The organism is Paenibacillus sp. FSL H3-0333, from assembly GCF_038002805.1.
In the GTDB taxonomy this organism is placed as follows: Bacteria; Bacillota; Bacilli; order Paenibacillales; family Paenibacillaceae; genus Paenibacillus_AQ; species Paenibacillus_AQ silagei.
This window is the reverse complement of sequence record NZ_JBBODG010000001.1, coordinates 7,474,404-7,497,839: the sequence shown is the minus strand read 5'-3', so window position 1 is coordinate 7,497,839 and position 23,436 is coordinate 7,474,404. Positions and strand designations below refer to the sequence as shown.

Below are 23,436 nucleotides of genomic sequence, written 5' to 3'. Positions count from 1 at the left end.
CGTTTCACCTAATCTACTCCACCAACCCGAGCAAATACCCGTAATGCTCCCCCTCCATCTGGTCTAGAGGGATGAAGCGGATAGAGGCGCTGTTGATGCAGTAGCGCTTGCCGCCGCGGTCAGCGGGACCGTCGTCGAAGACGTGGCCCAGGTGAATGTCGCCTGCTTGGCTGCGGACCTCGGTGCGTTCCATGCCGAAGCTGGTATCCGTATCATAGGTGACGACCTGCGGGGCAATGGGCCTCGTGAAGCTGGGCCAGCCGCAGCCGGAATCGTATTTATCCTTGCTGGAGAAGAGGGGCTGACCCGTGGCGATATCGACATACAGGCCAGGCTCATAGTTATCCCAGTACTCGTTGCTGAAGGCACGCTCCGTGTCATTCTTGACGGCTACCGCGTATTGGTCGGCGGTTAATCGCTCCTTCAGTTCTGCGTCGGAAGGGCGCGGGTACTGGGCCGGATCGATAACCGGCTCTTGCTCATCAAGGATGCTTAAGTCAATGTGGCAATACCCGTTCGGGTTCTTCTCTAAGTAGTCCTGATGATATTCCTCCGCCAGATAGTAGTTCTCCAGAGGAAGGACTTCCGTTACAATCTTCTTGTCATACTTGGTCTGCTCCTGGGCTACGGCCTGCTGGATAACCGCTGCATCCTCCGGGGAGGAATAGTAGATTCCTGTCCGGTATTGAATGCCCCGGTCATTGCCTTGCTTGTTCAGGCTGGTCGGGTCAACCACCTTGAAATAAGCCTCCAGGAGCTGCTTCAGGGTGACCTGCTTCGGATCATACTTCACATGCACCGTCTCCGCGAACCCCCGGTCCCCGCGAATGACATCCTCGTAAGAAGGATCCTCGCCATTCCCGTTGGCATAGCCTGAGGTGACATCCTGAACTCCCTGAATGCGGGACATGTACGCCTCAACGCCCCAGAAGCAGCCGCCCGCCAGATACAGGTCACGCAGATCCTTGTCCGCTATAGTTGCGGTCTTGACCGCTGGAACCGGGGTGGCGGCTGAGGCGGAGCTCATTCCCGCGAAGGTGTCCTGAATCTGCTCGTTGGAGGCATGACCCGGGAGGGACTTCACCAGCAACCCTTCTTCATCGATATAAAAAGAGCTGGGATATGCCCGTACCTGAAACTCCTTGGCCCATGTCCCATCTTCATCGAGCAGCACGGTCAGATTGTCATACGACTGCTTGTTAAACCATTCCGTGAACTCCTTGGCGGATTTCTCGCCTTTGTAGCCCGGAGTTACAATCGATACCACCTGGAAATCCTTCTCCTGTCCGGCCAGCGTATTCAGTTCCTCCAGACCGGCAAGACAGATGGAGCACCAGGAGGCCCAGTATTTCACATACACGTTCTTGCCTTTCAGATCCTCCAGCTTCATAGGGTCGCCCTTCAGATCATTTAATGCGAATGCGGGTGCAGGCTTCCCCTTGTTCATCGCTGCCGGGGAGTCCGTCTTGCCGGATGCTGTATCGGGCTTCGCACCGCATGCAGCCAGGATCGACAGCAGGCCGCCAATCACCAGCATATATCCTATCCATTTCCATGTCTTCTTCATGCCTGATTCCTCCTCTCATTATTGAATCCAGCTCACAATCGTATTCAGCTGGTCTGTCATTAGCAGCAGCCCCATGGCGATCAGCATACAGCCGGAGGCGATCTTGATCCCTCCCATGAACCGGTACAAGCGGCGAATCCGCTGCACCAGAACCTCCGAGAAGACGGATAGTACGAGAAAAGGAATCGCCAGACCCAGCGTATACAGCAGCATCAGGAATCCTCCGTAAGCAGGGGAGCCTTCCCCGGCAGCGATACTGAGAATGCCCGCGAGTACCGGGCCGATGCACGGCGTCCACCCGAAGCTGAACGTCAGGCCGAGCAGGAAGGCCCCGATATAGCCGCCGCGTGCAGCGCGGGGACTGGACAGCTTTTTTTCCCGTTCCAGCCAGGAGATCTTGATCAGTCCGGTCTGGTAGATTCCGAATAAGATGACAATCGCTCCGCAGACGGCAATGAACCTGGAGCTTGAAATGACATTGCCAAGAATACCGGAGCCGAAGCCCAGGGTGATGAAGACCACAGACAGTCCAAGCACGAAGATTAGGGTCCGCAGCATGAATACCGAACGGAACCGCAAGGAGCCAGTGTCCACCCCGCCCTGATTCACATTGCCCGCCAGGCTTCCGGACAGATACGAGACATAGACCGGAAGCAGCGGCAGAATACAGGGTGCAAAAAACGATAATACCCCTGCGCCGAAGACGCCGAACAGGAATACAAAATCACCAGCCATCTCTGTCACCACCTATATGAGTACTGCTTCTCTAAACGCTAAGGCTTACCGGCTGGTGTAGATGGGAACCGTGAACCAGAAGCAGCTTCCTGAACCCTTATTGCTCTCTACACCAATCTTGCCGCCATGCAGCTCCACAATGGATTGTGCGATGGCAAGACCCAGTCCGGCGCCTCCGCTATTCTTACTGCGCGATTTATCTATCCGGTAGAACCGTTCGAAGATCCGTGCGGTCTCCGCCGCTTCAATTCCCTGCCCCTCATCGCTTACGGCAATCCGCAGGAACGGGCCTTCCTCGGCGGCGGACAGCACGATATGGCCTTCTTCAGGAGAATGTTGAATCGCATTCTGCACAAGATTGGACAGTACCCGCTTAATCTGCGTGGGCATCATCAGGGCCGCGGGCAGCTTATCCGGCAGTTCAATCTCGACCTTCAGCCGCTTCTCCGCCAGATGGAAGGAGAAGCTCTCCAGCGTGCTGATCAGCAGCTCATCTGCATGACAGGGCTGCGGGTCGAAGGTTCCGCCGCTGGCCTCCAGACTGGATAGTTCAAAGAGGTCCTGGATCAGCCCGGCCAGCCGTTTCGTCTCCAGCCGGATCGTATTCAGATACCGCTGGAAGGTCTCTTCGTCCTTGATCACATCATCCTCCAGCGCTTCCACGAATGACTGAATGGAGGCAAGAGGGGTCCGCAGATCGTGGGAGACATTCGCGATCAGCTCCCGCCGGGCGGACTCGGACTGGTGGAGATGGTCGAAGCTCTCTTTTAACTTACTGCTCATCTCATTGAATTGCCGGGCCAGGAGCTTGAACTCGTGCGGGCCGATCGTGGGGACTTCGGTGTGGAAATCCCCCTCGGCAATCCGTACCGTCTGCTCCGTAATCCGGGCAATGGACTTCTCTACCGGCCGTGTCAGCAGATGCTGGAGGATGAAGGAGAACACGCCGATCCCGGCTGTGATGCCGGACAGATAATATAGCTGATCGATGGTCAGCAGCATTTTGGAATAGCTGACAAATAAACAGATGAGCAATACGCCAATGCCTGTGAAGCTGGACAACAATAAATACGTACGCAGTTTCATTAGATGCCATCACCCGCAAACTTATAGCCGATTCCCCAGACCGTCTTGATGTATTTCGGGTCGGAGGGGGTCTGTTCGATCTTCTCGCGTAATCTCCTAATATGCACCGTAACGGTAGTCGTATCTCCTTCATAGCTGAAATCCCAGATCTTGCTCAGCATCTGCGTCCGGGAGAACACCTGCCCCGGATGGCTCGCCAGCAGATAGAGCATTTCGAATTCGGTCACCGTCAAGTCAATCGCCTGCCCGCTGATCTCCACGGTACGCTTCCCGACATCGAGGGTCAGTCCTTCGTACTTGATCGTGTGCTCAGCGGCGGTAACCGGCGATACCTGGACATATCTCATTCTGCGCAGAATCGCCTGCACCCGCAGTACGAGTTCCCTTGGACTGAAGGGCTTGGTCAGATAATCATCCGCTCCCATCGTCAGCCCCATCAGCCGGTCCTGCTCCTCGCCGCGCGCCGTCAGCATAATGATCGGGAGATCTTCGGTCTGCCGGATCTCACTGCACACCTCCCAGCCATTCTTATGCGGCATCATGAGGTCGAGCACAATCAGGCTTGGAGACTGGCTGCGCCATAGCTCTAGCGCTTCCAAGCCGTCCTTGGCGGTGGTGACCAGATACCCCTCCCGTTCCAGATACCTGCGGCAGACATCGGTAATATTCGGATCATCATCCGCGACCAGCACTCGTTCATTCATCCTAACCCACCCCATATCCGAAAAAATCCATTTGATTCCATCATATCACAGGGTGAGGGCATCGCTCATCCCGTCTTATTTCATGGCCTTGGCAGGCTTCATGTACATGGTCACTACCGTATCCGCTACATACGTGCTTCCATCGTACAGGGCAGGGGCCATGCTCAGATTGACCGTTTTACCGTCGACCATCATTTTTTTCGACCCAATCATAACCTTGATCATCTTGCCCATCGGCTTCATGCCGTCGTCCATCATCTTGCTGTCGTCCATCATCTTGCCGTCGTCCATCATCTTGCTGTCATCCATCATCTTGCTATCGTCCATCATCTTGCCATCATCCATCATCTTGCCGTCGTCCATCATCTTGCCGTCGTCCATCATCTTGCCGTCGTCCATCATCTTGTCGTCATCCATCATCTTGTCCATGTACATCAGCGATACGGAGCGGTCCTTGCTGTTCCATTCAATGCTGTAGCCGTACATCATGGCGGCCTGTCTTAGGTTCATCAGCTCCATGCCGTCTTTCTTCATCGTCTTGATGCCTGCCGCTGCGCCGGCGATGCCGGACACCGCCAGAGAGAGTACCAATACTGCCGCCATCATGAACCGTTTGCCTGCTTTGCTGTTACCCATGCTTATCACGCTCCATATCTTTTTAGTGGTTTACATGGAACAGCATAAGCGGCAGAGCTTACGATTCTCTAAGCGAAACCTTACGATTGTATTACGGCAGCGCAAAGAGCGTATAACTTCTCCCTATAGCCAGGTATCAGTTATAAGTGTTACTCCTAAGGCCGCACTCCATGCTAGAATTTATACACAAAGACAGAACAGTGGAATTAGAGGAGGGCTAATCATGTGTGATAGATTTCAGATCGTAGGCAGCCTGCTGCGTCCGGCGGAGCTATTAGAATATAAGCAGCAAATCGAACACCGGGACGATATCCAGTATCCTTTTTACGAGGATTTCCAGGGCTATGAGCAGTGTGAGGCGAAGGCGATTCAGTCGGTAGTCGAGCAAGCGAGCGAGAATGGGCTGAGCATTCTGACGGATGGGGAGTACTCCAAGTCGATGTGGCATCTGGACTTCGTGTGGGGCTTCCAGGGGATTCAGCGCTATATTGCGCCTCACGGGTATTTCTTCAGAGACATTGACGGCACCTCCAAATACGAGACGCGAAAAGACATCGGTCTGCGCATCACAGGTGAACTCGGCGGGAAGAATCACCACTTCCTTCAGGCCTACCGCCAGCTTCAGGAGCATGCGGGAGACCGGGAGACGAAGCTGTGCGTGCCTTCACCGTCCCATATCTTCGGAGAGCTGTCCTGGTCGGATAACCTTGGCGGCGAGGGTGCAGTGTACCAGAACCGTGATGAGCTGAAGGCGGGTCTGGTGACGGCGTATAAGGATTTCGTAGGGGAATTCGCAGCCGCTGGCGGTAAGATTCTGCAATTCGACGACTGCCTCTGGGAGCTGTTCGCGGACGATAATCCGAATTCGCCATTTACCGGTGAGAAAATCAACCACGAGGAAGTACAGAGTCTCGCCACAGAGTTCATCGATATTAACAACACCATTATTGATTACGGACATAGCCTGGGGCTGCTCATGTGGACCCATAACTGCCGCGGTAATTATGATTCCCGGAATATGGGCGGCGGCTCTTATGTGAAGATTGCTAACCTGTTCCTGAAGCAGCTGAAGTACGACCGCTTCTTCCTGGAGTGGGACGACGAACGCGCGGGCTCGCTGGAGGCACTTGCCGTGTTCAAGGATAGACCGGAGACGGAAATTGTACTTGGCTTGCTGTCTTCCAAAACCAGTACGCTTGACGATGAGACCCGTGTCCTCCGCATGCTGGATGAAGCGTCCACGATCATTCCGAAGGAGAGATTACTGCTCTCCCACCAATGCGGCTTCGCGTCCTGCGACGGCGGCAACGAATTGACGGAAGCGGAGCAATGGGCGAAGATCAGACAGGGGCAAAAGATTGCCCAGCAATACTGGGCTTAACTTCATTAATAGGTAGCAGCTGTTCATAAAAGCAAGCCCGCATCTGGCAACAGGATGCGGGCTTGCTGCTGTATCCGACTATGGAACCGGCTGGAAACACACCCTAATAGCAACCCATGTCGCATTTATCCGGCTGCAATGTCGCAAAAGTACATGGAAACAGAGGCTACAGATCGGCTATACTCGCTGTAACAATTATGATAATGAAAATCATTATCACATAATACATAACAGGGGGAGTCAGCGTGAACAGAGCAACACAGAAACAAGGGGCCGGCAGGAAGAAATTCGCCGCCCGACAATCAGGATTATTCATGGTATGGATGCTGGCGCTGGTACTGGTACTTACAGCTTGCGGTTCTGGGGGAGGCACGAATGCAGGTACAGCCGCACAGCCGTCTGCATCAGCGGAGCCGTCTCCATCGCCTGAAGCACAGACGCAGGCAACACCGGAGGCACAGGCTACAGCAGCCTACCCGGTTACCTTCAAACATATCAAGGGCGAATATACGCTTACGGAGAAGCCGAAGGTGATCGCTGTGCTTGACGTGAAATTCGCCGATCAGCTGATCGCGCTTGGAGAGAAACCGACAGGCAGCGTAGTTGCCGGAACAAAGGACGAGTTCCCGGAATATCTGAGTGCTCAAATGGACGGGGTGAAGGTCCTGGGTACACGCGATGAGCCCAATCTGGAGGCGATAGTGGCGTTGAACCCGGACCTGATCTTGATGACCGATTTTCAGGAAGAAGCTTATGAGAGTGTGAGTAAAATTGCGCCTACTATCGTCTTGGACTTCTACGAGGATTGGCGGGATACACTGGCTACCATCGGTACAATAACAGGCAAGCAGGCAGAGGCTGAAGTGGTGAAGAAGGCCTATGAGGACAAACTCACCGGACTGCGTGAGCAGTTGTCGGCGAAGCTGGGCGACGAGACGGTGGCGCTGATTCGTCCAAGACCGGAAGGGATTCGGGTGCATGGTCCCGAGCACCGGACAGGAAGCATTCTGTATGAGGATCTCGGATTAAATGCACCTGCGTTCGTTCAGGCGATCAAAGATGATACCTCGGTTGAAATATCGATGGAGACTGTCTCTGACATCGGGGCAGATCACTATTTCCTGCTCTCGGATGATCTGTTCGCCAAAGAGGCAGAGGCTCTGGCCAGCAGTCCGATCTGGAAATCCCTTGATGCCGTTAAGAATAACCGTGCCTATGATGTGAATTCAACGCTCTGGATTGCGTACTATGGTCCCCTTGCGATCAATATTATTGTAGATCAGGCCTCGGAAGCGCTGCTTGGAGCTAACTGAGATGGACCAATATCTGTCGTCGGCCCTCTGGAGGGAACTGGCGGAGGATTACCGGATGAGGCTGGGGGAGCCGCCTGCGGGCAGCGTTCGTACCATCGCTCTGAGTGAGCTGCAGGATGAAGCGGTATGCCGCGAATATGTTAGCTGGCTTAAGGATTATATCGGTGCGCCGGACCTGCAGGTTGCGGCTTCCATGCTGGCCAAGCGGATCGGCTATCTGTGGATCGCGCCAATACTGACCGCCATGACCGTTCATAATCGTGAAGTCTTCTTCCCGCTGAACAGAAGCTTCCTCTATCATCCGGCTTCTACAGAAGAGACGACATTCCCATTCCTGGCGCTGGACGGGCTTCAGTCAGCCTCACCACAGAAGGATAGGGCCGTGTGGCGCGAAGCTGTTATTGAGGAGAATTTTGCGGCACGGCTTGCGCCGATGCTGCAGACGCTTGCCACCGTGGGCCCCGTCTCCATGGCCGTGCTGTGGGAGAATATTATGGTGCGTATTGCCCCGCTCTATGCCCTTGGAGCAGACTCATCCGGTGAAGAGAGGCTGCGGATGCAAGAGGATTTTGTGTATCTGACCCGGACGGCTCCCGGCGCATTGTTCGGCGCAAGACGCAATCCATTCACCCGGTTCACCGAGGGGAATGACGAGGCTCCGGTTGCGAAGAGCAAGCGCATTACCTGTTGCTTTTACTACCGGATGTCCGGGGAATATTGCAGAAAGTGTCCGAAAATTGACAATGAGAATGAATCTCAATTAAAATGACAGCAGGTCTATCCGTTAAGCAAAGGATACTGTTGTCAGGAGATGAGAGAAATGCCGCAACAAGAACAGGCAAGTCTATGGAGTGATACGGCGGTCAAGATGCTTGATGTGCGCAGCGGTACTGTGCCGCCCGGCGGTGTGCTTAGCGAAACGGGACTGGCGGCAAGTCAGCTGCTGCTGGCCATCGGCGGGCAGGGAGGGCTTGTGATGAATGGTGAAGGCTGCCATGTCCAGGCCTCTTTTGCTTGTCATGCCGCCAAGGGATCAGCCTACACTCTGAGTACGGAATCAGACAACATTCATTATACAGCTATTAGCTACAAGGCCATTCCTGTGGCGGGAGCTGCACATGTCCTCTTCCCGCAGCGCAATCACCCGCTGCGCACTTCGTTCATTCACCATTCCGGGTCCCCGGCGGAGCTGCATATGGCGGCGGAGAGAATTGCCGTCAAATGGAGCCGGGGAGAAGGGCTGGAACGCTTCCATGCCAATGCGCTGCTGCAAGGTATGCTCTACGAGCTTATTATGGAGCATGAACGCGGTCAGGGCGGGGTAGAGCCCGATATGGTGGAGGTTGTTGCCGCCTATATCGAGGGGCACTATCGTCAGGAGCTGGGGCTTAAAGAGCTGGCCGCGCTGGCCGGATGCGGCGTGCGGCAGCTCCAGCGGCGGTTCAAGCAGGAGAAGCGGCTCGGGCCCATGGAATACGTAATCCGGCTGCGGATGGAGAGCGCAGAGCGGATGCTGCGTTATACGGATGCTTCCATCGGCGAGATCGCTGAGCGGACAGGCTACCGCGACATGTATTATTTCAGCAGGGCGTTCAAGAAGCATTATGGAGTTCCCCCGCAGCTCTACAGGCGTACTGCCGCTTCAGATCCAACTGCGCTCTCCGCTCCTTCGGGACGGTCAGAGCGCTTGGCCTCCCCGCACGGGTCACCACAGAGTCAGGTGATCTTCCATCTGGGGGGCGAATATCGAGTTACCGCTGCTCCGCAGCGGATCGCTGTGCTTGACGTCCAGTATGCTGACCATTTGCATGCGCTGGGGATATCCCCCGCAGGAAGCGTAGGCTTCGGAAGCGGGGCGCTGAATTTCCCTCCGTATTTCCGGGAGAGATTAATGACAACGGAAATGCTCGGAACCTACGAGCACCCGGACCTGCTGGCTGTAGAACGGCTGCGCCCGGATCTAATTATCTGCACTGAGGTGCATGCTCCGCACTATGAACGCTTAAGCCGGGTGGCGCCAACGATCATGTTCAAGCGCAATGAGAGCTGGCAGACGATTCTGCGCCTATTCGGCGAGCTGACAGGCAAGCAGGCGGAGGCGGAACGCATTATTGCTGATTACCTGCGCCGTACGGCATTGCTGTCCGCAGAGCTGGCTCCGGTACTCGCGGGTAAGAGTGTAGCTCTGATCCGTCCGCGGGAGTCCATCGTCCGGGTACATACGGCTTCTCACCGCACAGGCGCTGTGCTGTACCGCGACCTTGGTCTGCCTGCTCCGCGATTTGTGGCGGAACCCGCCTCCGACACGGCTTACCATATTTCCGTTGACAGACTGCCGTCTGTGCATGCCAACTACTACTTTTTGCTTAGCAATGAGAGGATGCAGGAGGGAATATCGATGACAGAGCACAGTGTGAGGGGTATGCTAGGTGCAGACAAGCGGCAGCTTATATACCCGGTAGATGCTGCTACCTGGATCGGCTGTTATGGACCGACAGGCATCAACTGCATTCTGGATCAGGTGGCCCAGGCGTTACTGGCTTGAGCGGACTAGCGGCAGACGGAACCGCTGCCAATTACATCTCCCGATCATACTTCAGGCGATAATAAGTTCCATATCCAATCGTGAACAGGCCATTCATATTGTACATCCACATGATATGAGGTTGAGGCGGAGCAGTGGGCGAAGATTAGACAGGGGCAAGAGATTGCCAGGCAATACTGGAGTCACTAAGTAGTATAGAGACAATTGAATCCATAGCAAATAGCCCGCTTCTTGTTCTTAAGAAGCAGGCTCTATTTTTTTATTCTACGAATATTTCTACAATTAATCGGAATTAATAAAATTCAAATCCATGTTAGCTTCATCTTCAGCCTGATTTGCAGCCTCTGCTGACACTACTTTTCCTTCGTATTCAAGGTTACCGCTTGTCAAATTGAATACATATAGACGATTACCTTTGAGATTCTTATGACCCACAATATAGAGGTGGTCTTGTTTAAACTGAGAGGTAATGTTTTTACTTAAATCTATATTTGTATTCTTCAGAATAGTCTCATATTCTTTACTCACGAGATCGTATGAAATAACAGTGAATCCTATATTTTCCTTGCTCGATACAGCTTTTTGCAGGAAATAAATTTTCTGTCCATAGACGTTCATAATATTATTCAATAACATTTCATGTCCTTGGAATGCGAGTGGCGAGACTTGTCCTGTTTTCACATCCACTTGATATGCCTTTTTATGATTATCTTTACTAACACTTAAAATCCATTGATCCGTTTGTTCCAGGTTTTGATTGGCTAGCCTTACGAATTGATTATCCCCATTTGCTGCTACAGATGTAGCTCCTGGTAATATGAGCGGTTCATTCGTAATCTCCTGTGTTGTTAGATTTACACGGATAATCTGCGGTTCAGATACATAACCTTTGGCACTGTGACTCAAAAATACCAATGCAACAAGCTGTTGATCAAGAAGCTGTACATTTTGTACAAAGATATCTGAAACATCATGATCTACATGGATATCGGATCTGATTTCCTGCGTATTGTCCTTCTGTTTGTTAAGCACAGAAATACTGAGCTTAGCATTCTTCTTCGCTAACGGATCCTTTGATTGCTGCTTATCTACAGTGGAATTCACATAAGCAAGGATATCCTGATTTTCATAGAACCCAGTTAAGATATTCTTCCCGCGCATAAATTGACGATGCTGATCTATCCATACATCCAATTGCGTTTTCACTGGTTCCCGGTTTAAGCTTCGGCTTATCGTTAACTTTTCATCTGGATATTCTGTACCATTTGTAGTGATGTAAGCTCGTCTGATGCCGAAAACGCTGTCCTTAGTCATGTAATTTCCGTATAAAGTTATACCTTCAGCGAGGGAAGCATCCCCTTGAACCATCGTCAGCTTATAATTAGGTGGTGACTCTTGTGAAGCCTGTACATAATACGTCCCGATTGTAATAAATGTGAACACTACCAGAACGGCGGTAACCATATATTTTCTCATTCCTTAACCTCCATAGCCCTTCGATTATACCGATATTTTCTTGCGCAACAGATACAAGCTATACCAAAGCGAGCCTCCAGCAACGATCACTATTAATCCGAGACAAGCGCCCAGAATTTCTCCTGGATAGAAGTAGCTATCGTATCTGCTATAACCCATAACATAGGGAATTGAGGCTAATCCAGCTAGAAGCGCTAAGTATAGTACGATAAAGCCGATCCCTTTCAGTCTGTAGCTCCGCTCCATTAGAATCGCTGTGAACAAGACGATCAAACCAGTAATGCCCAGTCCATAGTATAGTACAAACTCAGAAAAGAAAGGTGGAACCAGAGCTTTAAGCACAGTAGAATACTTCAAATAATCAAATACCGAGATGTTCCGATATAATTCAGCAGGAAGCATCGACTGTGCAATCAAACGCTCCAGTGGAACAAGGATAATTTGCAGGGCGACAAGTCCAAATGCGAATAGCAAGATCGTAACCAGCTTGGCAAAATACAAATTCGCCCGATTGGAAGGCAACGTGAGCAGGCGATATACTACCGTATGTTTACCTCTCCAGTCACGGTACCAGATGAAGCAGCTATATAATAGCAACACTGTGATGCTCAAAAATATGGGTCCGAAATATAGAAGTCCATTATAGGTAGGGTACATCATACTGTTTAGCTGAATATATCCAGTCACATTGTGATATTGCTCAAGGGTCCATTGATTCACTCTCATTGCCTCGTTCGCAGAATCCATCCAACGATTAGCGCCGATGGTGACTGCTGCAAGCTGCATAGCAACTGTCAGCACCATGAGTCCAAAATATATTTTGGCAAATCGGTTCATTTCAAAATTCAATAGCTTCACAAAAGCTCTCATTGCATGTACACCTCTCTCATTACGTCCGTAATGGACTTACCTTCCTGCTCGCGAACTTCTTCACAGTAGAATTCACGTTCTACCTTCCCATGCTGCAGCAAGACCGCTTTATCAATTAAATGCTCAATATCGTTAATTTCATGAGTTGTAATAATCACACCACGATCCTCGATCAATTCACTCGTGAACACAGCAGTAATTTGCTCGCGGCTGAATATATCAATCCCTGAGAACGGTTCGTCCATTAGGATGTAATCACAATCCAAGGCAAGTCCGAGCACCAAATTTAACTTCGCAGCCATCCCCTTCGACAATGAAGACACGCGATCTTTAGAGCTCAGCTGGAAGAACTTAAGCAATTCCACTGCACGTTCAGCGTTCCAATTCCGATAAAAGTCAGCCATAAAGCTGAAGCAATCCGCAATTCGCATTTTGGAGGGCATCGTTAACGAATCTGGAATAAAAGTCATTTTCTCATACATCGCAGGTGTTAGTGATGCATTATCGATTAAGACTTCACCTTTGTATGGTGTCAGTCCCATGATGGACTTCAGCACCGTTGACTTTCCGGCACCATTGATTCCGATCAGGCAGGTGATCTCTCCCTTGGCAGCAGTGAAGCTAACGCCATTTAGTACCTTCTTGAATCCATAATTCTTCACCATCTGATTCACTTGGATCATCTTGTGTCACCACCCTCTGGAGATCGCTCTGATGTATATTTTGTCTTTATGATGTCTACCAGTTCTTCAACTGGAATCTGGATATTCCGAATGGAACCGATGAATATATCCACTGCACTTTCGATTAATTCAGCACGAATCGAGCTTAGTATTTGCTGATCCTGTGTAATTCGACTTGGGGAATTTCCTTCTGTTACGATCAAACGCTGTTCCTCCATTTCCTTATATGCCTTCTGCGCCGTGTTCGCATTAATCTTCATTATTGATGCCAGTTCACGCCGTGAAGGAATTTGGTCTCCCGCTCCGATTTGCCCTGTGGCGATCTGTTCCTTGAAATGACGCACAACTTGAATATATACCGGCTCACGAATATTAAAGCTGACGCCTGATTTCTGTTCTTCTGTCATACAACCAACTCCATATGATAAGTGTGTGTACTAAGTGGTTCATACATCTTATGTGTGTACTATACGTGTAATACACTTTTGTGTCAATAGATTAATTTGAGCACGGGCTTCTGGGGATATCGTTCATAGCCGTTGTATTTTGTGCAATCCATCCGAAATCACGTTTCAACAATAGTCACCAAAAGGAATATTAATAGTAGAGTACGAACGTCCGTGCTACAATATTTCTTGTGAATATATGGAAGGCGGTGGGGCAGTGACTGCAAGACGGTGGGTAATGACGTTCATACGGATGCACAAGCTGGTATTTGTATGCGGTTTCTTTGTGACTACGTTAATGACCCTGGTGAATCTAATATATCCGTTCCTAGGCGGGAGGCTGATTAATATCGCTTTTTATGACCAGGATCTGAAGGCCTTCCTGAAGCTGTGCCTGATCTATGCCGGAATTCTCCTGTTCAATCAGTTCATTGTGGCGACGCTGAACAATCTGATCTCCTCCCAGATCATGACGGGGTTCGTGTTCGATATCCGGCGGGCGCTATTCCGCAAGATTCTGCATCAGAAGGGGAAGGATCTCTCCGGGATGTACAGCGGCGATCTGATCAGCCGGATGAACCGCGATGCTAAGGACATTATGAATCTCCTCTTCTGGAGCGGACTGTGGGGGTATTCCAATCTGCTGCATATTGTGTTCGCCGTGGGCTTCATGTTCTATTATCATGTCCTGCTGGGCGTGTTCACGGTGGTGCTGGTTCCTGTGGTGTTCATGGCCTCCAGATATTTCAAGCAGAGAGCGCTCCGGGTCAACCGGGATCTGGCGGCAGAGCAGGGGAGGCTGTCCTCGTACTTATTTGAAATTGTGGCCAATATGCGGGAGATCAAGCTGCTGAATGCCGGGAGGCTGGTAACCCGTACCTTTCTCAGGCGGACAGTCTCTATCCATCACAAGAATGTGGATAATGGAAGAATTGAGGTATCCACCGAGCGGGTGAATGCATTCATCACACTTGCCGCACAACTGCTGCTGTTCATTATCTGCGCCCGGCTCATTGTGAAGGGGCAGATGCAGCTTGGTGTTTTTGTGGCTGCCGCCAGCTATTTCAATATGGCGGTGACCTACTTCAGCTCGATCAATAGCAAGATTACCGATACCTGGGGCCAGAATGTATCCCTGCAGCGTGTTGCGGAGCTTCTGAATGAAGAGGAAGAGGACTACAGGGAAGCCCGTCTGCCCACACTGATTAAGGAGGGGACGATTGAATTTCGTAATGTTAGCTTCGGATATACGGAGGAGAGGCCGGTACTGGACGGGTTCAATCTCCGTGTCGGGGGAGGAAGCACCGTGGGCATTGCCGGAAGGAGCGGAGCCGGGAAAACAACGCTAGGAAGCCTGCTCTGTAGCCTGTATCCCGTTGACGGCGGCGAGCTTCTGATCGATGGCCGCAACGTGAATGAATATAACCTGCACAGCTTGCGGAGTCAGGTGGGCGTGGTCCATCAGGAGACGGTTCTGTACGATAACACGCTGCGGTATAATCTGTCTTTTACGAATAACCGTGATCAGGACAGCCTGTTACTCGAAGCACTTAAGAGAGCTGCGCTGTATGAGCTGGTCCTGAATCTGCCGGACGGGCTGGACACGGTGCTGGGGACTTCCGGGCAGGAATTATCGGGCGGCCAAAAGCAGCGTCTGGCTATTGCGCGAATCCTGGTCAAGAATCCGAAAATTCTGGTCTTCGATGAAGCGACTTCGTCCCTCGACAGCAAGAATGAAGCGCTGATCCGGCAGATGACCGGTGAGCTTGCGCAAGACCGGACGCTGATCATCATCGCCCATCGGCTGTCCACGCTTAGAGGCTGTGACCGGATTGCAGTGCTGGAGGATGGCCGGGTCACAGGCTACGATACTCACGATGTATTGATCAGAAGCAACAAAACGTATATAGATCTATTCAGCGAACAGCGTGCAGGAGGCGAAGCGGTATGACTATGACAAGATGGGCCGCCTATAAAGCGCTGACTCAGGGAATTGAAGGTGTCCGTAAGCCGCTGCTGGCGCTCGTGCTGTTCAAGCTGTGGAATCTGGTCTGCGGACTGCTTCCGTTATTCCTGTACTCTCTGCTCGTCAACCGCGTGCTGGTGGAGAAGCAGCTGAGTGGGCTATGGCCGGTTATCGCGGGTTATCTGGGAGTATTCGTGCTTACGACGGCCGGGATTGCGGTCAGCAAGCGCTACTCCAACCAGCTGCTTCTGAAGTATGACCTCAGGCTTAAGCGCAAACTGCTGAATAGAGTGCACAGCCTGGATTATGAGGAGTATAGCGGGTACAGCATTGGTGATCTGAAAAGCCGGATCGAGCAGGATTCAGCCGCAGCCGGGCGGTTCTTCACGGTACATCTGTTAGATTTCAGCTACGCTGTCCTGTATGCTGCTGTGCTGGCTGCGATTCTTGTAAGCTATGACTGGCGGATCGCCCTCCTCAGCTTCGTCTTCGTTCCGGTCTCCCTGCTGACCGTGAATCTCCTGGGCGAGAAGACGAGGAAGGCGGGGGAGGAGCTCTGGAGGCTGCAGAACAGATACGAATCTTTTTTACATGCGAGTCTGCAGAACTGGAAGGATATTAAGACCAATAACCTGGAGGAGGCCCGGCTAGAGGAATTGAACGGGCATTATGCGGCTATCCGTCCGGTGTGGTTCCGCAGCCAGCTCTACCAGCACCTGGGCGTTACGTATTCGTTCTTCACCAAGAACTTCATTACCCAGCTGTTCATCTATTTCATTGGCGGACTCTTCGTGATTAAGGGCTACTCGGAGGTCGGTGTGCTGCTGGTGTTCATCAGCTTCTACGGGCAGTTCTTCGGGTTCATCGAGACGATCAGCAATGGCCTGATGAATTACAAGAATGATTCGGTGAATATCAGTAAAGTGATCGGACTGTTACAGGCAGAGGCGGACCAGCGGCCTTACAAACGCATTAGCGGACAAAAGATTGAGGTTCAGAATTTGTGGTTCCGCTATGAGGGGAAGGATGCCTTCGCACTGGACGGGATTTCGTTCTCGGTGGGGAAGGGGGAACATCTAGCCATCGTAGGGCAGAGCGGCAGCGGCAAGTCTACCCTTGCCAGGCTGCTGACCGGACAGATGAAGCCTCAGGGAGGGAGCGTCAGCATCGGCGGCACGGATCTGCATGCGGTGAACAGCGGGAGTGTGGCGGCCAAGATAAGCATCGTGGTGCAGGAGCCTGTTCTGTTCAATATGACGATCCGGGAGAACCTGCTGCTGGCGAGGGACGGGGCAACGGAAGCAGAGCTGATTGCCTGCTGCCGCAGCGCCAATATCTATGACTATATTACATCCTTGGAGGAGGGGCTGGATACGGTTATCGGGGAGAAGGGGGTGAAGCTCTCTGGGGGCCAGAAGCAGCGGCTGTCGATTGCGCGGGCGCTGCTGCAGAAGCGGGACATTATTATTTTCGATGAAAGTACAAGCGCCCTGGACCCTGAGAATGAGAGCGGCATTAGGAATGAGCTGAAGCGTCTGTCTGCCGGAACTACCATGATCTCGATTGCGCACCGTCTTTCTACAATTCAAGACTGTGACAAGGTGCTGGTTCTGCAAGCCGGGAAGGTGGCAGCCTGCGATACCCATGCTAACCTGCGTGGCCGGAATGAAGCCTATGATCTGCTGTTCCACAGCCAATACGCCGCCTTAAGCCATACCACAGAACTTGTTCATTGACGGCGTCTCCGCCCGGTAATATATTAAAATTAAGATTAACTATGTCCGTGACAGACTGTAGAGGAGAAGAGAAATGAGCCCGACCCATGTATGGATACCTGTCGTATTTTATTGGCTGCCGATGCTCTTCTTTTTCTACATGGGAATGGATGTGCTGCTGCGCAACCCGCGGCAGATCGAACATCGTCTGGTAAGCGCTACAATTCTGTGCTATTTCCTGATGTTCCTGGAGGAGTACTTCCGGTATATGCTGCCCATGGAATATAGTCCGCTGCTGGCTGCGGTCTGGTTCGCCAATGTCGGTATCCTTATTCCAGGGCTGGGCTTCCATCTGATTGCCCGGTTAATCGGCTTACATAAGCGGATGTCCCGGCCGTGGTACCCCTATCTGTTCCATATCCTAACGCTGGCGATCCCGGCGGGACTCATTGGTCAACGTTCCTATACCTCCGTCCAGCTGTTCATGGTATCCGGGGTCTGGAAATGGCCGATAGCCAATGCAGCCTACTACGGGACCTTAACGGCAAGTCTGCTGCTTAGCTTCATCCCCATCGTCATGCTGCGAAGTAGGCGCAAGTGGAGTGCCGCCGATCCTGATTATCAGGAGCATGGCGGTATCTTCAAACTGCTGGAGTATGGCTCCTGGGTGACATTCCTCTGGGTAGCGGTGTTCGGCTATTTCCGCTTCAATGAAGTGCTGCCGCCTTATACGTATATCTACGGAGGACTGATATGGTGTTTCGTGCTGCGGCTGTCCATGCAGCGGTATGAGTTCCTTAATCATGCGGGACAGCGCTACAAGAAGATGTTCCAGATCAATTCACAGGCTGCGCTGCTCGTCTCGTTGTCAGGCAGCATTAAGGAAGCGAATCCGAGTGCCGGTAAGATGTTTGACCGCCCAGCCCTAGGGAAGGCTAACCTTACCGATCTGGGCGGTGCAGAGATCGTGGCGAAGCTTAAGGCACAGGACGATATCGGTGAGCTGGAAATGGTTCTGCATAACGGGGAGAGTCCGGTCGAGGTGATGATTAACGGAGATTACGTGACCGTGGATCATGAGATCCATGCGGTGCTGCTCATCCGGGACATCCGGCTGCGCAATCAGCATGTACGGCAGATTGCCTTCATGGCCTACCATGATCCGCTCACAGGGCTGCCGAACCGCAGGCAATTCTATGATAAGCTGGAGGAGACTCTTGCAGAAGCAGAGCGCGGCGGCGGGGAAGTAGCCATCCTCCTGCTTGATCTCGACCGGTTCAAGCAGGTGAACGACCGCTGGGGTCATGAGGCCGGAGACCAGATGTTATGCAAGGTAGCGGCCATGATCCATCAGGTGGTTCAGCCGGACGGGCTGGCGGCCCGCTTCGGCGGAGACGAATTCGTGCTGTTCTGCCCTGTGGGCGGGGACGGGCTGACCGCCGCAGAGCTGGAGCACCGGCTGCTGGCGGAGGCTGCACATGCCATGCTGGATTATGAAGGCGAAGAGCTGAAGATCGATATGAGCATCGGCATCAGCTTGTATCCGCAGGACGGAACGGCTCCGGATGCTCTTTTGCGCCAAGCCGACAAGCGGATGTATGCGATCAAGCGGGGAGAGGCGGAGGGAAATCATGAGATTTGAGATTGGCGGAGGGATGGATTTAATTGAGGAGACTGTGCGGCAATTCCTGTCTGATAAGGCAAAGGTCCTTGATATCGACAGCACTCCGATACACTCTGGCTATCAGGCGGTGGATTTATTCCGGCACAGGATTCTCGTGGAGAGTGAAGGCAGGCAAGAGTACAGCTCTGTGATTACCAAAATGGCGAATGGAATTGAAAGGCGGGTAATGAACCGGTTATTGGATCAGGGGGCTAATGTCCCTTTTAATAGAGCGGGTAATCTGGATTCGGACCATCGGTTGCTCCTATGTATTCAGGACGTAGATTATAAGACGAATTATCAGAATCTGGATACCGGGATGCTTCAGCACAAGGAGATGCAGGCGCTGGCTTATATTCATAACCGTAATCGGGGATTACAGGAGGAGTTATCCTGGCTCCCTAGGGTTAGCCGTACATACATAGAGAATATAATTCATGGAGTATGGCGACCCGCATGGGAAGAGGCCAAGCACAATGAACGGTTCGTGGAGACCTTCGGGACGTATATGTCAGAGATCGATGCCGTATCGGGGAAAATCGTGGACGAGCTCGAAGCCGTCTGGAAGGATGAGACCACTCACACGCTTATACATAATGATCTGAATCCCGGAAATGTACTGGTACACAATAATGATGACGTCATGTTCATTGACTGGGAAGAAGCGCGGTACGGTTCTCTGTTCCTCGACATCCCTATGCGAGTTGACCGGTCTCAGGCTGGAGAATACCGTGAAGTGCTGGCTTCGCTGGGATGGGAGCTTCCTGCGGATACGTTCGGGCAGAGCTATAGAGCTGCTTCATGGTATCTCGGCCTGCGTTATATGACTTGGAGCTTGGGGGCGTGGCTAAGGGACCCTGGTACTGAGGCGGGGCTGCGGCGGTATTTGGATATGGTTGTTGTGTAGTAGATATGTTGTTTTTTTTAAAAAATGCCGTTAGGAAAAGAAAACGTTAACCCTTCTAGAAATTAGATCGTTATCTTGGGATGATTGAGCGGCAGTATTAATGTGCTAAATGTAGTAAGAAAAAGGTCGGACATTCACTGAATAAAGATATATTAATAAACTACCTAGGCTATCGATTTATATTCTCACAAATCAGGACCACCCGTTGAACGGGTGGTCCTGATTTGTGGAGGGTTACCATAGTCATCCTCAGGAGAGGAATGAACCGGATCAGCCCGGCTATCGCCTATAGAGTATAACAAGTCAAAAGGAGGTGAAGCGGATGGAACAGGAGCAGTTATGGCTGCAGCAGTGCCGGGACGGGGAACAGGATGCATTCTACCAGCTGGTGAAGCCTTATCTGGACCGGGCTTACAGCACGGCCAGAGCGATTCTGAACTCCCCGCACTATGCCGAGGATGCAGTCCAGAATGCGATGCTGGAAGCCTATAGAGCCATTATTAGCGGCAAAGAAATCCGCAGCTTCCGAAGCTGGTTCAACCGGCTGGTCGCGATGCGGGCGTTGGATCTGGCGAGAACACGCTCCAGGCAGTTCAGACAGACAGAAGCGCTGGGGGATCATGAGGAGCCGGCGGATGAACAGGAGCAGCCTATGGAGGCTGTTTTGAAGCAAGAAGAGCAAGCCCGGCTGCTGGCCCAGGTCATGTCGCTGGATATGCGCCACCGCTCAGTGATTGTGTTGTATTACTATCAGGAGATGTCCGTAGAGGAGATCGCAGACGTGCTGGGCATTAAGACCGGGACCGTGAAGTCCAGATTGCATAATGCGCGCTTGAAGCTGATGAATCTGAATGAATCCATTAATCCGAAGAAGGTGATTTTCGATGTCTAAGTTCAAGAACGGGATACAGGGCGAACCGCAACAGCAAGTTAAGGAAATGGGGGGTATGCTGAGCATTCATGCTGCGCCGCAGAGTCTGCATGATTTTGCGAAAAATATTGCGATGCACGCGGCTGCTGCGGAGCCTGCTGCCCCTAGCCGTCCGTTCCGCTCCCGCACGAAGCGGCGGCTGATTGGTGCTGCCTGCGGTACAGCGGCCGCTGCCATGCTGCTATTCTCTGCCCAGGTATCGCCGGCCTTCGCCAGCCTGGTGCAATACATTCCCGGCTTCTCGGTGGCCTCCGACTGGCTGGCTATGCTGCGTACCGGTGACGGTGTGCAGAATGCGGGCAATCATGAATACCGGCCTTTCCAGCCGGTCGTGCTGAGCTTCGGAGATACCAAGGTGAGTCTAAGCGATGTGTACCTGACCAGTGACAGGCTGGTATACAAGGTCTTTGTCCAGTCGGACAAAATTAGCAGAAGCGTAACTACCTGGCCGGACGGAACACCAGGGATCGACTATAGCAACGCGGGTTATCACGTAACGAGCAAGGACTTCCCGAGTGCTGGAGCAGGCGGGGTAATGAAGCTTATCCATGACGAGCAGACCGGCGAGCCGATTCTGGTTCTGCCGACCGAGCAGCAGCTGTCGCCGCAGCAGGTGGCCGATTTCCTGGCGGGGAACCCGTCCAAGCTAAGCTTTACCTTCTATGAGCCTCAGGCGGGAAGCGCGATTCCGCTGAAGCATAGCATGGATGTACCTTTTGACAAAAGCCAGTGGAAGCAGGACCGGATCATCCCGCAGCAGGCGTCCATACCGGTTACTGTTCACTCCGAGCAGCGGGCGATTGAGGTGCAGGAGGTCAAAATTACGCCGCTCAGCACCTACATTATCCTCCACCTGAACAATAAGAACCAGAGCCTGCTGGATATCGATTGGAGCAACCCGTCCATCGAATTGACGGATAACGCAGGCGGCACCTACCAGTTCAAAGGTTACACTAGCCTGAACTCTATGCCAGGACGCAGCAACAGCGGCTCCGATACGATCCGGCTGGAGTTTGCTTCTTCGCCGTATTTCAGTAAGCAAGCCGATCAGTTGAACCTGAAGATCGGGCATGTCCAGCTCTCAGAGGTAGGCTCCTTCTCTCTGGCCATGGACGAAATGTTGCCCAAATTGATCCTGTTCAGCGGCAAGCAGATGCTCCTGACCGAGAGCCGTTATGAAGACGGGTTCCTGAAGCTGAAGCTTAAGCAGGATGCGCAGAACCGCATGAGCATTGACTTCAATATCCCAGGCTATATGGCTAAGGTGCTTCAGTCCCAGGAGCTGTATGACAAGTTCTATGCGGGCAACAGGGATCAGGCGGGCTTCGCGCAGAACATTCTACAGGCTCAGGAAGGACGCGGGGAATATGAGGTCTGGATTGCGGCCCCTGAGCAGAAGCAGTATGAAGTGGAAATAATTAATGCCGTGACACAGCGCGAGCAGGTCCAGGTGAATCAGCAGGTTGAACTCCGTGTGCGATAATTGAATCATCCGCCAGGCAGCGCTCCGGCTTCGGGGGTGTCTGGCGAAGGTTTTTACAATCGTATATACTGATTAGACCAATTGATTACTTAGGAGCTGTGTCACATACCATGATCAAGAAAGAAGCCGCACATATACGCAAGCAGTTCAAGATGGACCATGATCAGCTGAATCTGTACGATATTCTGAATGTCTATATTATGAAAGAAACGAATGAAATCTACCACTTCGAACGCCAGCCGTTCGCCATGCTGGAACGCGAGAAGCAGGAGCTGTATATGAGTAACTTCCGGAAGCTGCTGACGGGCGAGCTGGACCAGAAGCTGTTCGAGCTGAAGTTCCTGGAGGAAGCAGAGGAGCCGTCGCAAGTGATGCTGCACCAGGGGCTGATAACCGGTGACCCGGAGGAGTGGCAGGACCTGATGCTCATGCTGGTGGACAAAATGCTGGTGGATGCCAAGTATGAGAAGGATGCGGTCATCACCTTCGTGCGGGGACAATACTTCCGGCCGACCAAGGCGCGTAATGATGAGGCCGAGGAGACCGGGAAGGACGAGGTATTCGCGCATCCGTTCATTTTGTGCAGCGTGAATTCCACGGAGCAGCAGCGTAAGACGCTTTTGTTCGATTATGTGGAGCGGGAGTTCAAATACAATATCATGGTGGATCCCATCATCAAGCTCAGCACGCCGGAGCAGGGCTTCTTCTACCCGAGTGTGACCGACAACTATTCGGATATCAACCGGGTGCTGTACTGCACGGGAAGCGCGAATAATCCGAACCCGCAGTTCATCGAGCAGGTGCTGAATGCGGAGCGGTCGGTGACGGCTCTGGAGGAACGGTCTATTTTTGAGGATATCGTGAAGGAAGTGGCGGGCGAGCAGATCGATGTGGCGACCATTGCTCAGGTGTACGAAGAGATTCACCAGGTCATTGAGGACAACGCGGAGGAGGAAGAACCGCCGAGACTTGATTACCGCGATGTGGAGCGTGTGCTGAAGGCCAGCGGTGTGGAGGATGTGACGGCGGAGAAGGTGGAACGCGCATTCGAGACCATCGTGAACAATAAGCACTATGAGCTGAAGGCCAGCAGTGTCATCCCTAAGTTCACCTCCAAGTCGATCAAGATCGATACGAAGGTTGCATCCATCACGATCAGCCCGCAGGACCTGAGATATGTGCGGCAGGTGAATTATCAGGGCAAGCGCTGCATCATGATTGAGATTGATGAAGATGCGGTGATCGAAGGCTTTACGCTGCTGACAGAGAACTTATCCTAACCTGTACACATGTATATTGTAAAAGGGCTATCCCGATGTCTCCTTACGA

At 52.2% G+C, this 23,436-nt stretch carries 20 protein-coding genes; 11 read left to right on the top strand and 9 right to left on the bottom strand.

All coding sequences use genetic code 11. The features are described 5' to 3' along the window. Window positions 1-13 precede the first annotated feature (13 nt). The 5 genes from msrAB to MHH78_RS32625 form a co-directional block, all read right to left on the bottom strand. Window positions 14-1,567, bottom strand: coding sequence for a bifunctional peptide-methionine (S)-S-oxide reductase MsrA/peptide-methionine (R)-S-oxide reductase MsrB (gene msrAB, locus MHH78_RS32645; protein ID WP_341170154.1), 1,554 nt, complete (start codon window positions 1,565-1,567; stop codon window positions 14-16). Window positions 1,568-1,585: 18 nt separating this feature from the next. Then, entirely contained in the window at window positions 1,586-2,302 is a 717-nt protein-coding gene (locus MHH78_RS32640) for a cytochrome c biogenesis CcdA family protein (RefSeq protein WP_076085432.1), read from the bottom strand. A 45-nt stretch (window positions 2,303-2,347) separates the two neighbouring features. Further along, window positions 2,348-3,304, bottom strand: coding sequence for a HAMP domain-containing sensor histidine kinase (locus MHH78_RS32635; protein WP_445668111.1), 957 nt, complete (start codon window positions 3,302-3,304; stop codon window positions 2,348-2,350). Window positions 3,305-3,387: 83 nt separating this feature from the next. Continuing rightward, entirely contained in the window at window positions 3,388-4,092 is a 705-nt protein-coding gene (locus MHH78_RS32630) for a response regulator transcription factor (protein WP_076085456.1), read from the bottom strand. 75 nt (window positions 4,093-4,167) lie between these two features. Beyond that, window positions 4,168-4,728 (bottom strand): stalk domain-containing protein, encoded by a 561-nt coding sequence (locus tag MHH78_RS32625; protein ID WP_341170152.1) that lies wholly within the window; start codon window positions 4,726-4,728, stop codon window positions 4,168-4,170. Between the two features lie 223 nt (window positions 4,729-4,951). Here MHH78_RS32625 and MHH78_RS32620 point away from each other — a divergent pair, with 223 nt between their 5' ends. The 4 genes from MHH78_RS32620 to MHH78_RS32605 all read left to right on the top strand — a co-directional run bounded on the left by MHH78_RS32620 (window position 4,952) and on the right by MHH78_RS32605 (window position 9,967). Further along, complete coding sequence (locus MHH78_RS32620) at window positions 4,952-6,109, top strand: 5-methyltetrahydropteroyltriglutamate--homocysteine methyltransferase (protein WP_076085462.1); 1,158 nt, start codon at window positions 4,952-4,954, stop codon at window positions 6,107-6,109. 245 nt (window positions 6,110-6,354) lie between these two features. Then, window positions 6,355-7,422: an ABC transporter substrate-binding protein gene (locus MHH78_RS32615; protein ID WP_341170151.1), complete on the top strand. Its 1,068-nt coding sequence runs from the start codon at window positions 6,355-6,357 to the stop codon at window positions 7,420-7,422. Between the two features lies 1 nt (window position 7,423). Further along, window positions 7,424-8,191, top strand: a complete 768-nt coding sequence (locus tag MHH78_RS32610; RefSeq protein ID WP_076085468.1) for a (2Fe-2S)-binding protein — start codon at window positions 7,424-7,426, stop codon at window positions 8,189-8,191. Between the two features lie 51 nt (window positions 8,192-8,242). Then, window positions 8,243-9,967: an AraC family transcriptional regulator gene (locus tag MHH78_RS32605; protein ID WP_341170150.1), complete on the top strand. Its 1,725-nt coding sequence runs from the start codon at window positions 8,243-8,245 to the stop codon at window positions 9,965-9,967. 282 nt (window positions 9,968-10,249) lie between these two features. Here MHH78_RS32605 and MHH78_RS32600 read toward each other — a convergent pair whose 3' ends face one another. The 4 genes from MHH78_RS32600 to MHH78_RS32585 are packed head-to-tail and all read right to left on the bottom strand — an operon-like array spanning window position 10,250 to window position 13,403. Further along, a complete protein-coding gene (locus MHH78_RS32600) occupies window positions 10,250-11,443 on the bottom strand; it encodes a hypothetical protein (RefSeq protein ID WP_341170149.1) in 1,194 nt (397 codons plus the stop codon). A 24-nt stretch (window positions 11,444-11,467) separates the two neighbouring features. Continuing rightward, the gene (locus MHH78_RS32595; protein WP_341170148.1) at window positions 11,468-12,313 is read right to left on the bottom strand and encodes a hypothetical protein; all 846 of its coding nucleotides are present in this window, start codon (window positions 12,311-12,313) and stop codon (window positions 11,468-11,470) included. Continuing rightward, entirely contained in the window at window positions 12,310-12,996 is a 687-nt protein-coding gene (locus tag MHH78_RS32590; protein WP_341170147.1) for an ABC transporter ATP-binding protein, read from the bottom strand. Before MHH78_RS32590 ends, MHH78_RS32595 begins: the two co-directional genes overlap by 4 nt. Next, window positions 12,993-13,403 (bottom strand): GntR family transcriptional regulator, encoded by a 411-nt coding sequence (locus MHH78_RS32585; protein ID WP_341170146.1) that lies wholly within the window; start codon window positions 13,401-13,403, stop codon window positions 12,993-12,995. Before MHH78_RS32585 ends, MHH78_RS32590 begins: the two co-directional genes overlap by 4 nt. Before the next feature lie 256 nt (window positions 13,404-13,659). Here MHH78_RS32585 and MHH78_RS32580 point away from each other — a divergent pair, with 256 nt between their 5' ends. The 7 genes from MHH78_RS32580 to MHH78_RS32550 all read left to right on the top strand — a co-directional run bounded on the left by MHH78_RS32580 (window position 13,660) and on the right by MHH78_RS32550 (window position 23,387). Next, complete coding sequence (locus MHH78_RS32580) at window positions 13,660-15,393, top strand: ABC transporter ATP-binding protein (RefSeq protein WP_341170145.1); 1,734 nt, start codon at window positions 13,660-13,662, stop codon at window positions 15,391-15,393. Continuing rightward, window positions 15,390-17,144: an ABC transporter ATP-binding protein gene (locus MHH78_RS32575; protein WP_341170144.1), complete on the top strand. Its 1,755-nt coding sequence runs from the start codon at window positions 15,390-15,392 to the stop codon at window positions 17,142-17,144. The genes MHH78_RS32580 and MHH78_RS32575 overlap by 4 nt, the downstream gene beginning before the upstream one ends. A 73-nt stretch (window positions 17,145-17,217) precedes the next feature. Then, window positions 17,218-18,765, top strand: a complete 1,548-nt coding sequence (locus MHH78_RS32570) for a sensor domain-containing diguanylate cyclase (RefSeq protein WP_341170143.1) — start codon at window positions 17,218-17,220, stop codon at window positions 18,763-18,765. Then, the gene (locus tag MHH78_RS32565) at window positions 18,755-19,693 is read left to right on the top strand and encodes a phosphotransferase family protein (RefSeq protein ID WP_341170142.1); all 939 of its coding nucleotides are present in this window, start codon (window positions 18,755-18,757) and stop codon (window positions 19,691-19,693) included. Before MHH78_RS32570 ends, MHH78_RS32565 begins: the two co-directional genes overlap by 11 nt. Window positions 19,694-20,015: 322 nt before the next feature. Then, on the top strand, window positions 20,016-20,585 hold the full coding sequence (locus MHH78_RS32560; protein WP_341170141.1) for an RNA polymerase sigma factor: 570 nt from the start codon (window positions 20,016-20,018) through the stop codon (window positions 20,583-20,585). Continuing rightward, complete coding sequence (locus MHH78_RS32555; protein WP_341170140.1) at window positions 20,578-22,107, top strand: hypothetical protein; 1,530 nt, start codon at window positions 20,578-20,580, stop codon at window positions 22,105-22,107. The genes MHH78_RS32560 and MHH78_RS32555 overlap by 8 nt, the downstream gene beginning before the upstream one ends. A gap of 110 nt (window positions 22,108-22,217) precedes the next feature. Next, window positions 22,218-23,387, top strand: coding sequence for a DUF4317 domain-containing protein (locus tag MHH78_RS32550; RefSeq protein ID WP_341170139.1), 1,170 nt, complete (start codon window positions 22,218-22,220; stop codon window positions 23,385-23,387). Window positions 23,388-23,436: the final 49 nt, after the last annotated feature.

Bases quoted from the DNA above. Each gene is read 5' to 3' on its own strand.
- msrAB (WP_341170154.1), bottom strand. From the start codon at position 1,567: ATGAAGAAGACATGGAAATGGATAGGATATATGCTGGTGATTGGCGGC.
- MHH78_RS32640 (WP_076085432.1), bottom strand. From the start codon at position 2,302: ATGGCTGGTGATTTTGTATTCCTGTTCGGCGTCTTCGGCGCAGGGGTA.
- MHH78_RS32635 (WP_445668111.1), bottom strand. From the start codon at position 3,304: ATGCTGCTGACCATCGATCAGCTATATTATCTGTCCGGCATCACAGCC.
- MHH78_RS32630 (WP_076085456.1), bottom strand. From the start codon at position 4,092: ATGAATGAACGAGTGCTGGTCGCGGATGATGATCCGAATATTACCGAT.
- MHH78_RS32625 (WP_341170152.1), bottom strand. From the start codon at position 4,728: ATGGGTAACAGCAAAGCAGGCAAACGGTTCATGATGGCGGCAGTATTG.
- MHH78_RS32620 (WP_076085462.1), top strand. From the start codon at position 4,952: ATGTGTGATAGATTTCAGATCGTAGGCAGCCTGCTGCGTCCGGCGGAG.
- MHH78_RS32610 (WP_076085468.1), top strand. From the start codon at position 7,424: ATGGACCAATATCTGTCGTCGGCCCTCTGGAGGGAACTGGCGGAGGAT.
- MHH78_RS32605 (WP_341170150.1), top strand. From the start codon at position 8,243: ATGCCGCAACAAGAACAGGCAAGTCTATGGAGTGATACGGCGGTCAAG.
- MHH78_RS32600 (WP_341170149.1), bottom strand. From the start codon at position 11,443: ATGAGAAAATATATGGTTACCGCCGTTCTGGTAGTGTTCACATTTATT.
- MHH78_RS32595 (WP_341170148.1), bottom strand. From the start codon at position 12,313: ATGAGAGCTTTTGTGAAGCTATTGAATTTTGAAATGAACCGATTTGCC.
- MHH78_RS32590 (WP_341170147.1), bottom strand. From the start codon at position 12,996: ATGATCCAAGTGAATCAGATGGTGAAGAATTATGGATTCAAGAAGGTA.
- MHH78_RS32585 (WP_341170146.1), bottom strand. From the start codon at position 13,403: ATGACAGAAGAACAGAAATCAGGCGTCAGCTTTAATATTCGTGAGCCG.
- MHH78_RS32575 (WP_341170144.1), top strand. From the start codon at position 15,390: ATGACTATGACAAGATGGGCCGCCTATAAAGCGCTGACTCAGGGAATT.
- MHH78_RS32570 (WP_341170143.1), top strand. From the start codon at position 17,218: ATGAGCCCGACCCATGTATGGATACCTGTCGTATTTTATTGGCTGCCG.
- MHH78_RS32565 (WP_341170142.1), top strand. From the start codon at position 18,755: ATGAGATTTGAGATTGGCGGAGGGATGGATTTAATTGAGGAGACTGTG.
- MHH78_RS32560 (WP_341170141.1), top strand. From the start codon at position 20,016: ATGGAACAGGAGCAGTTATGGCTGCAGCAGTGCCGGGACGGGGAACAG.
- MHH78_RS32555 (WP_341170140.1), top strand. From the start codon at position 20,578: ATGTCTAAGTTCAAGAACGGGATACAGGGCGAACCGCAACAGCAAGTT.
- MHH78_RS32550 (WP_341170139.1), top strand. From the start codon at position 22,218: ATGATCAAGAAAGAAGCCGCACATATACGCAAGCAGTTCAAGATGGAC.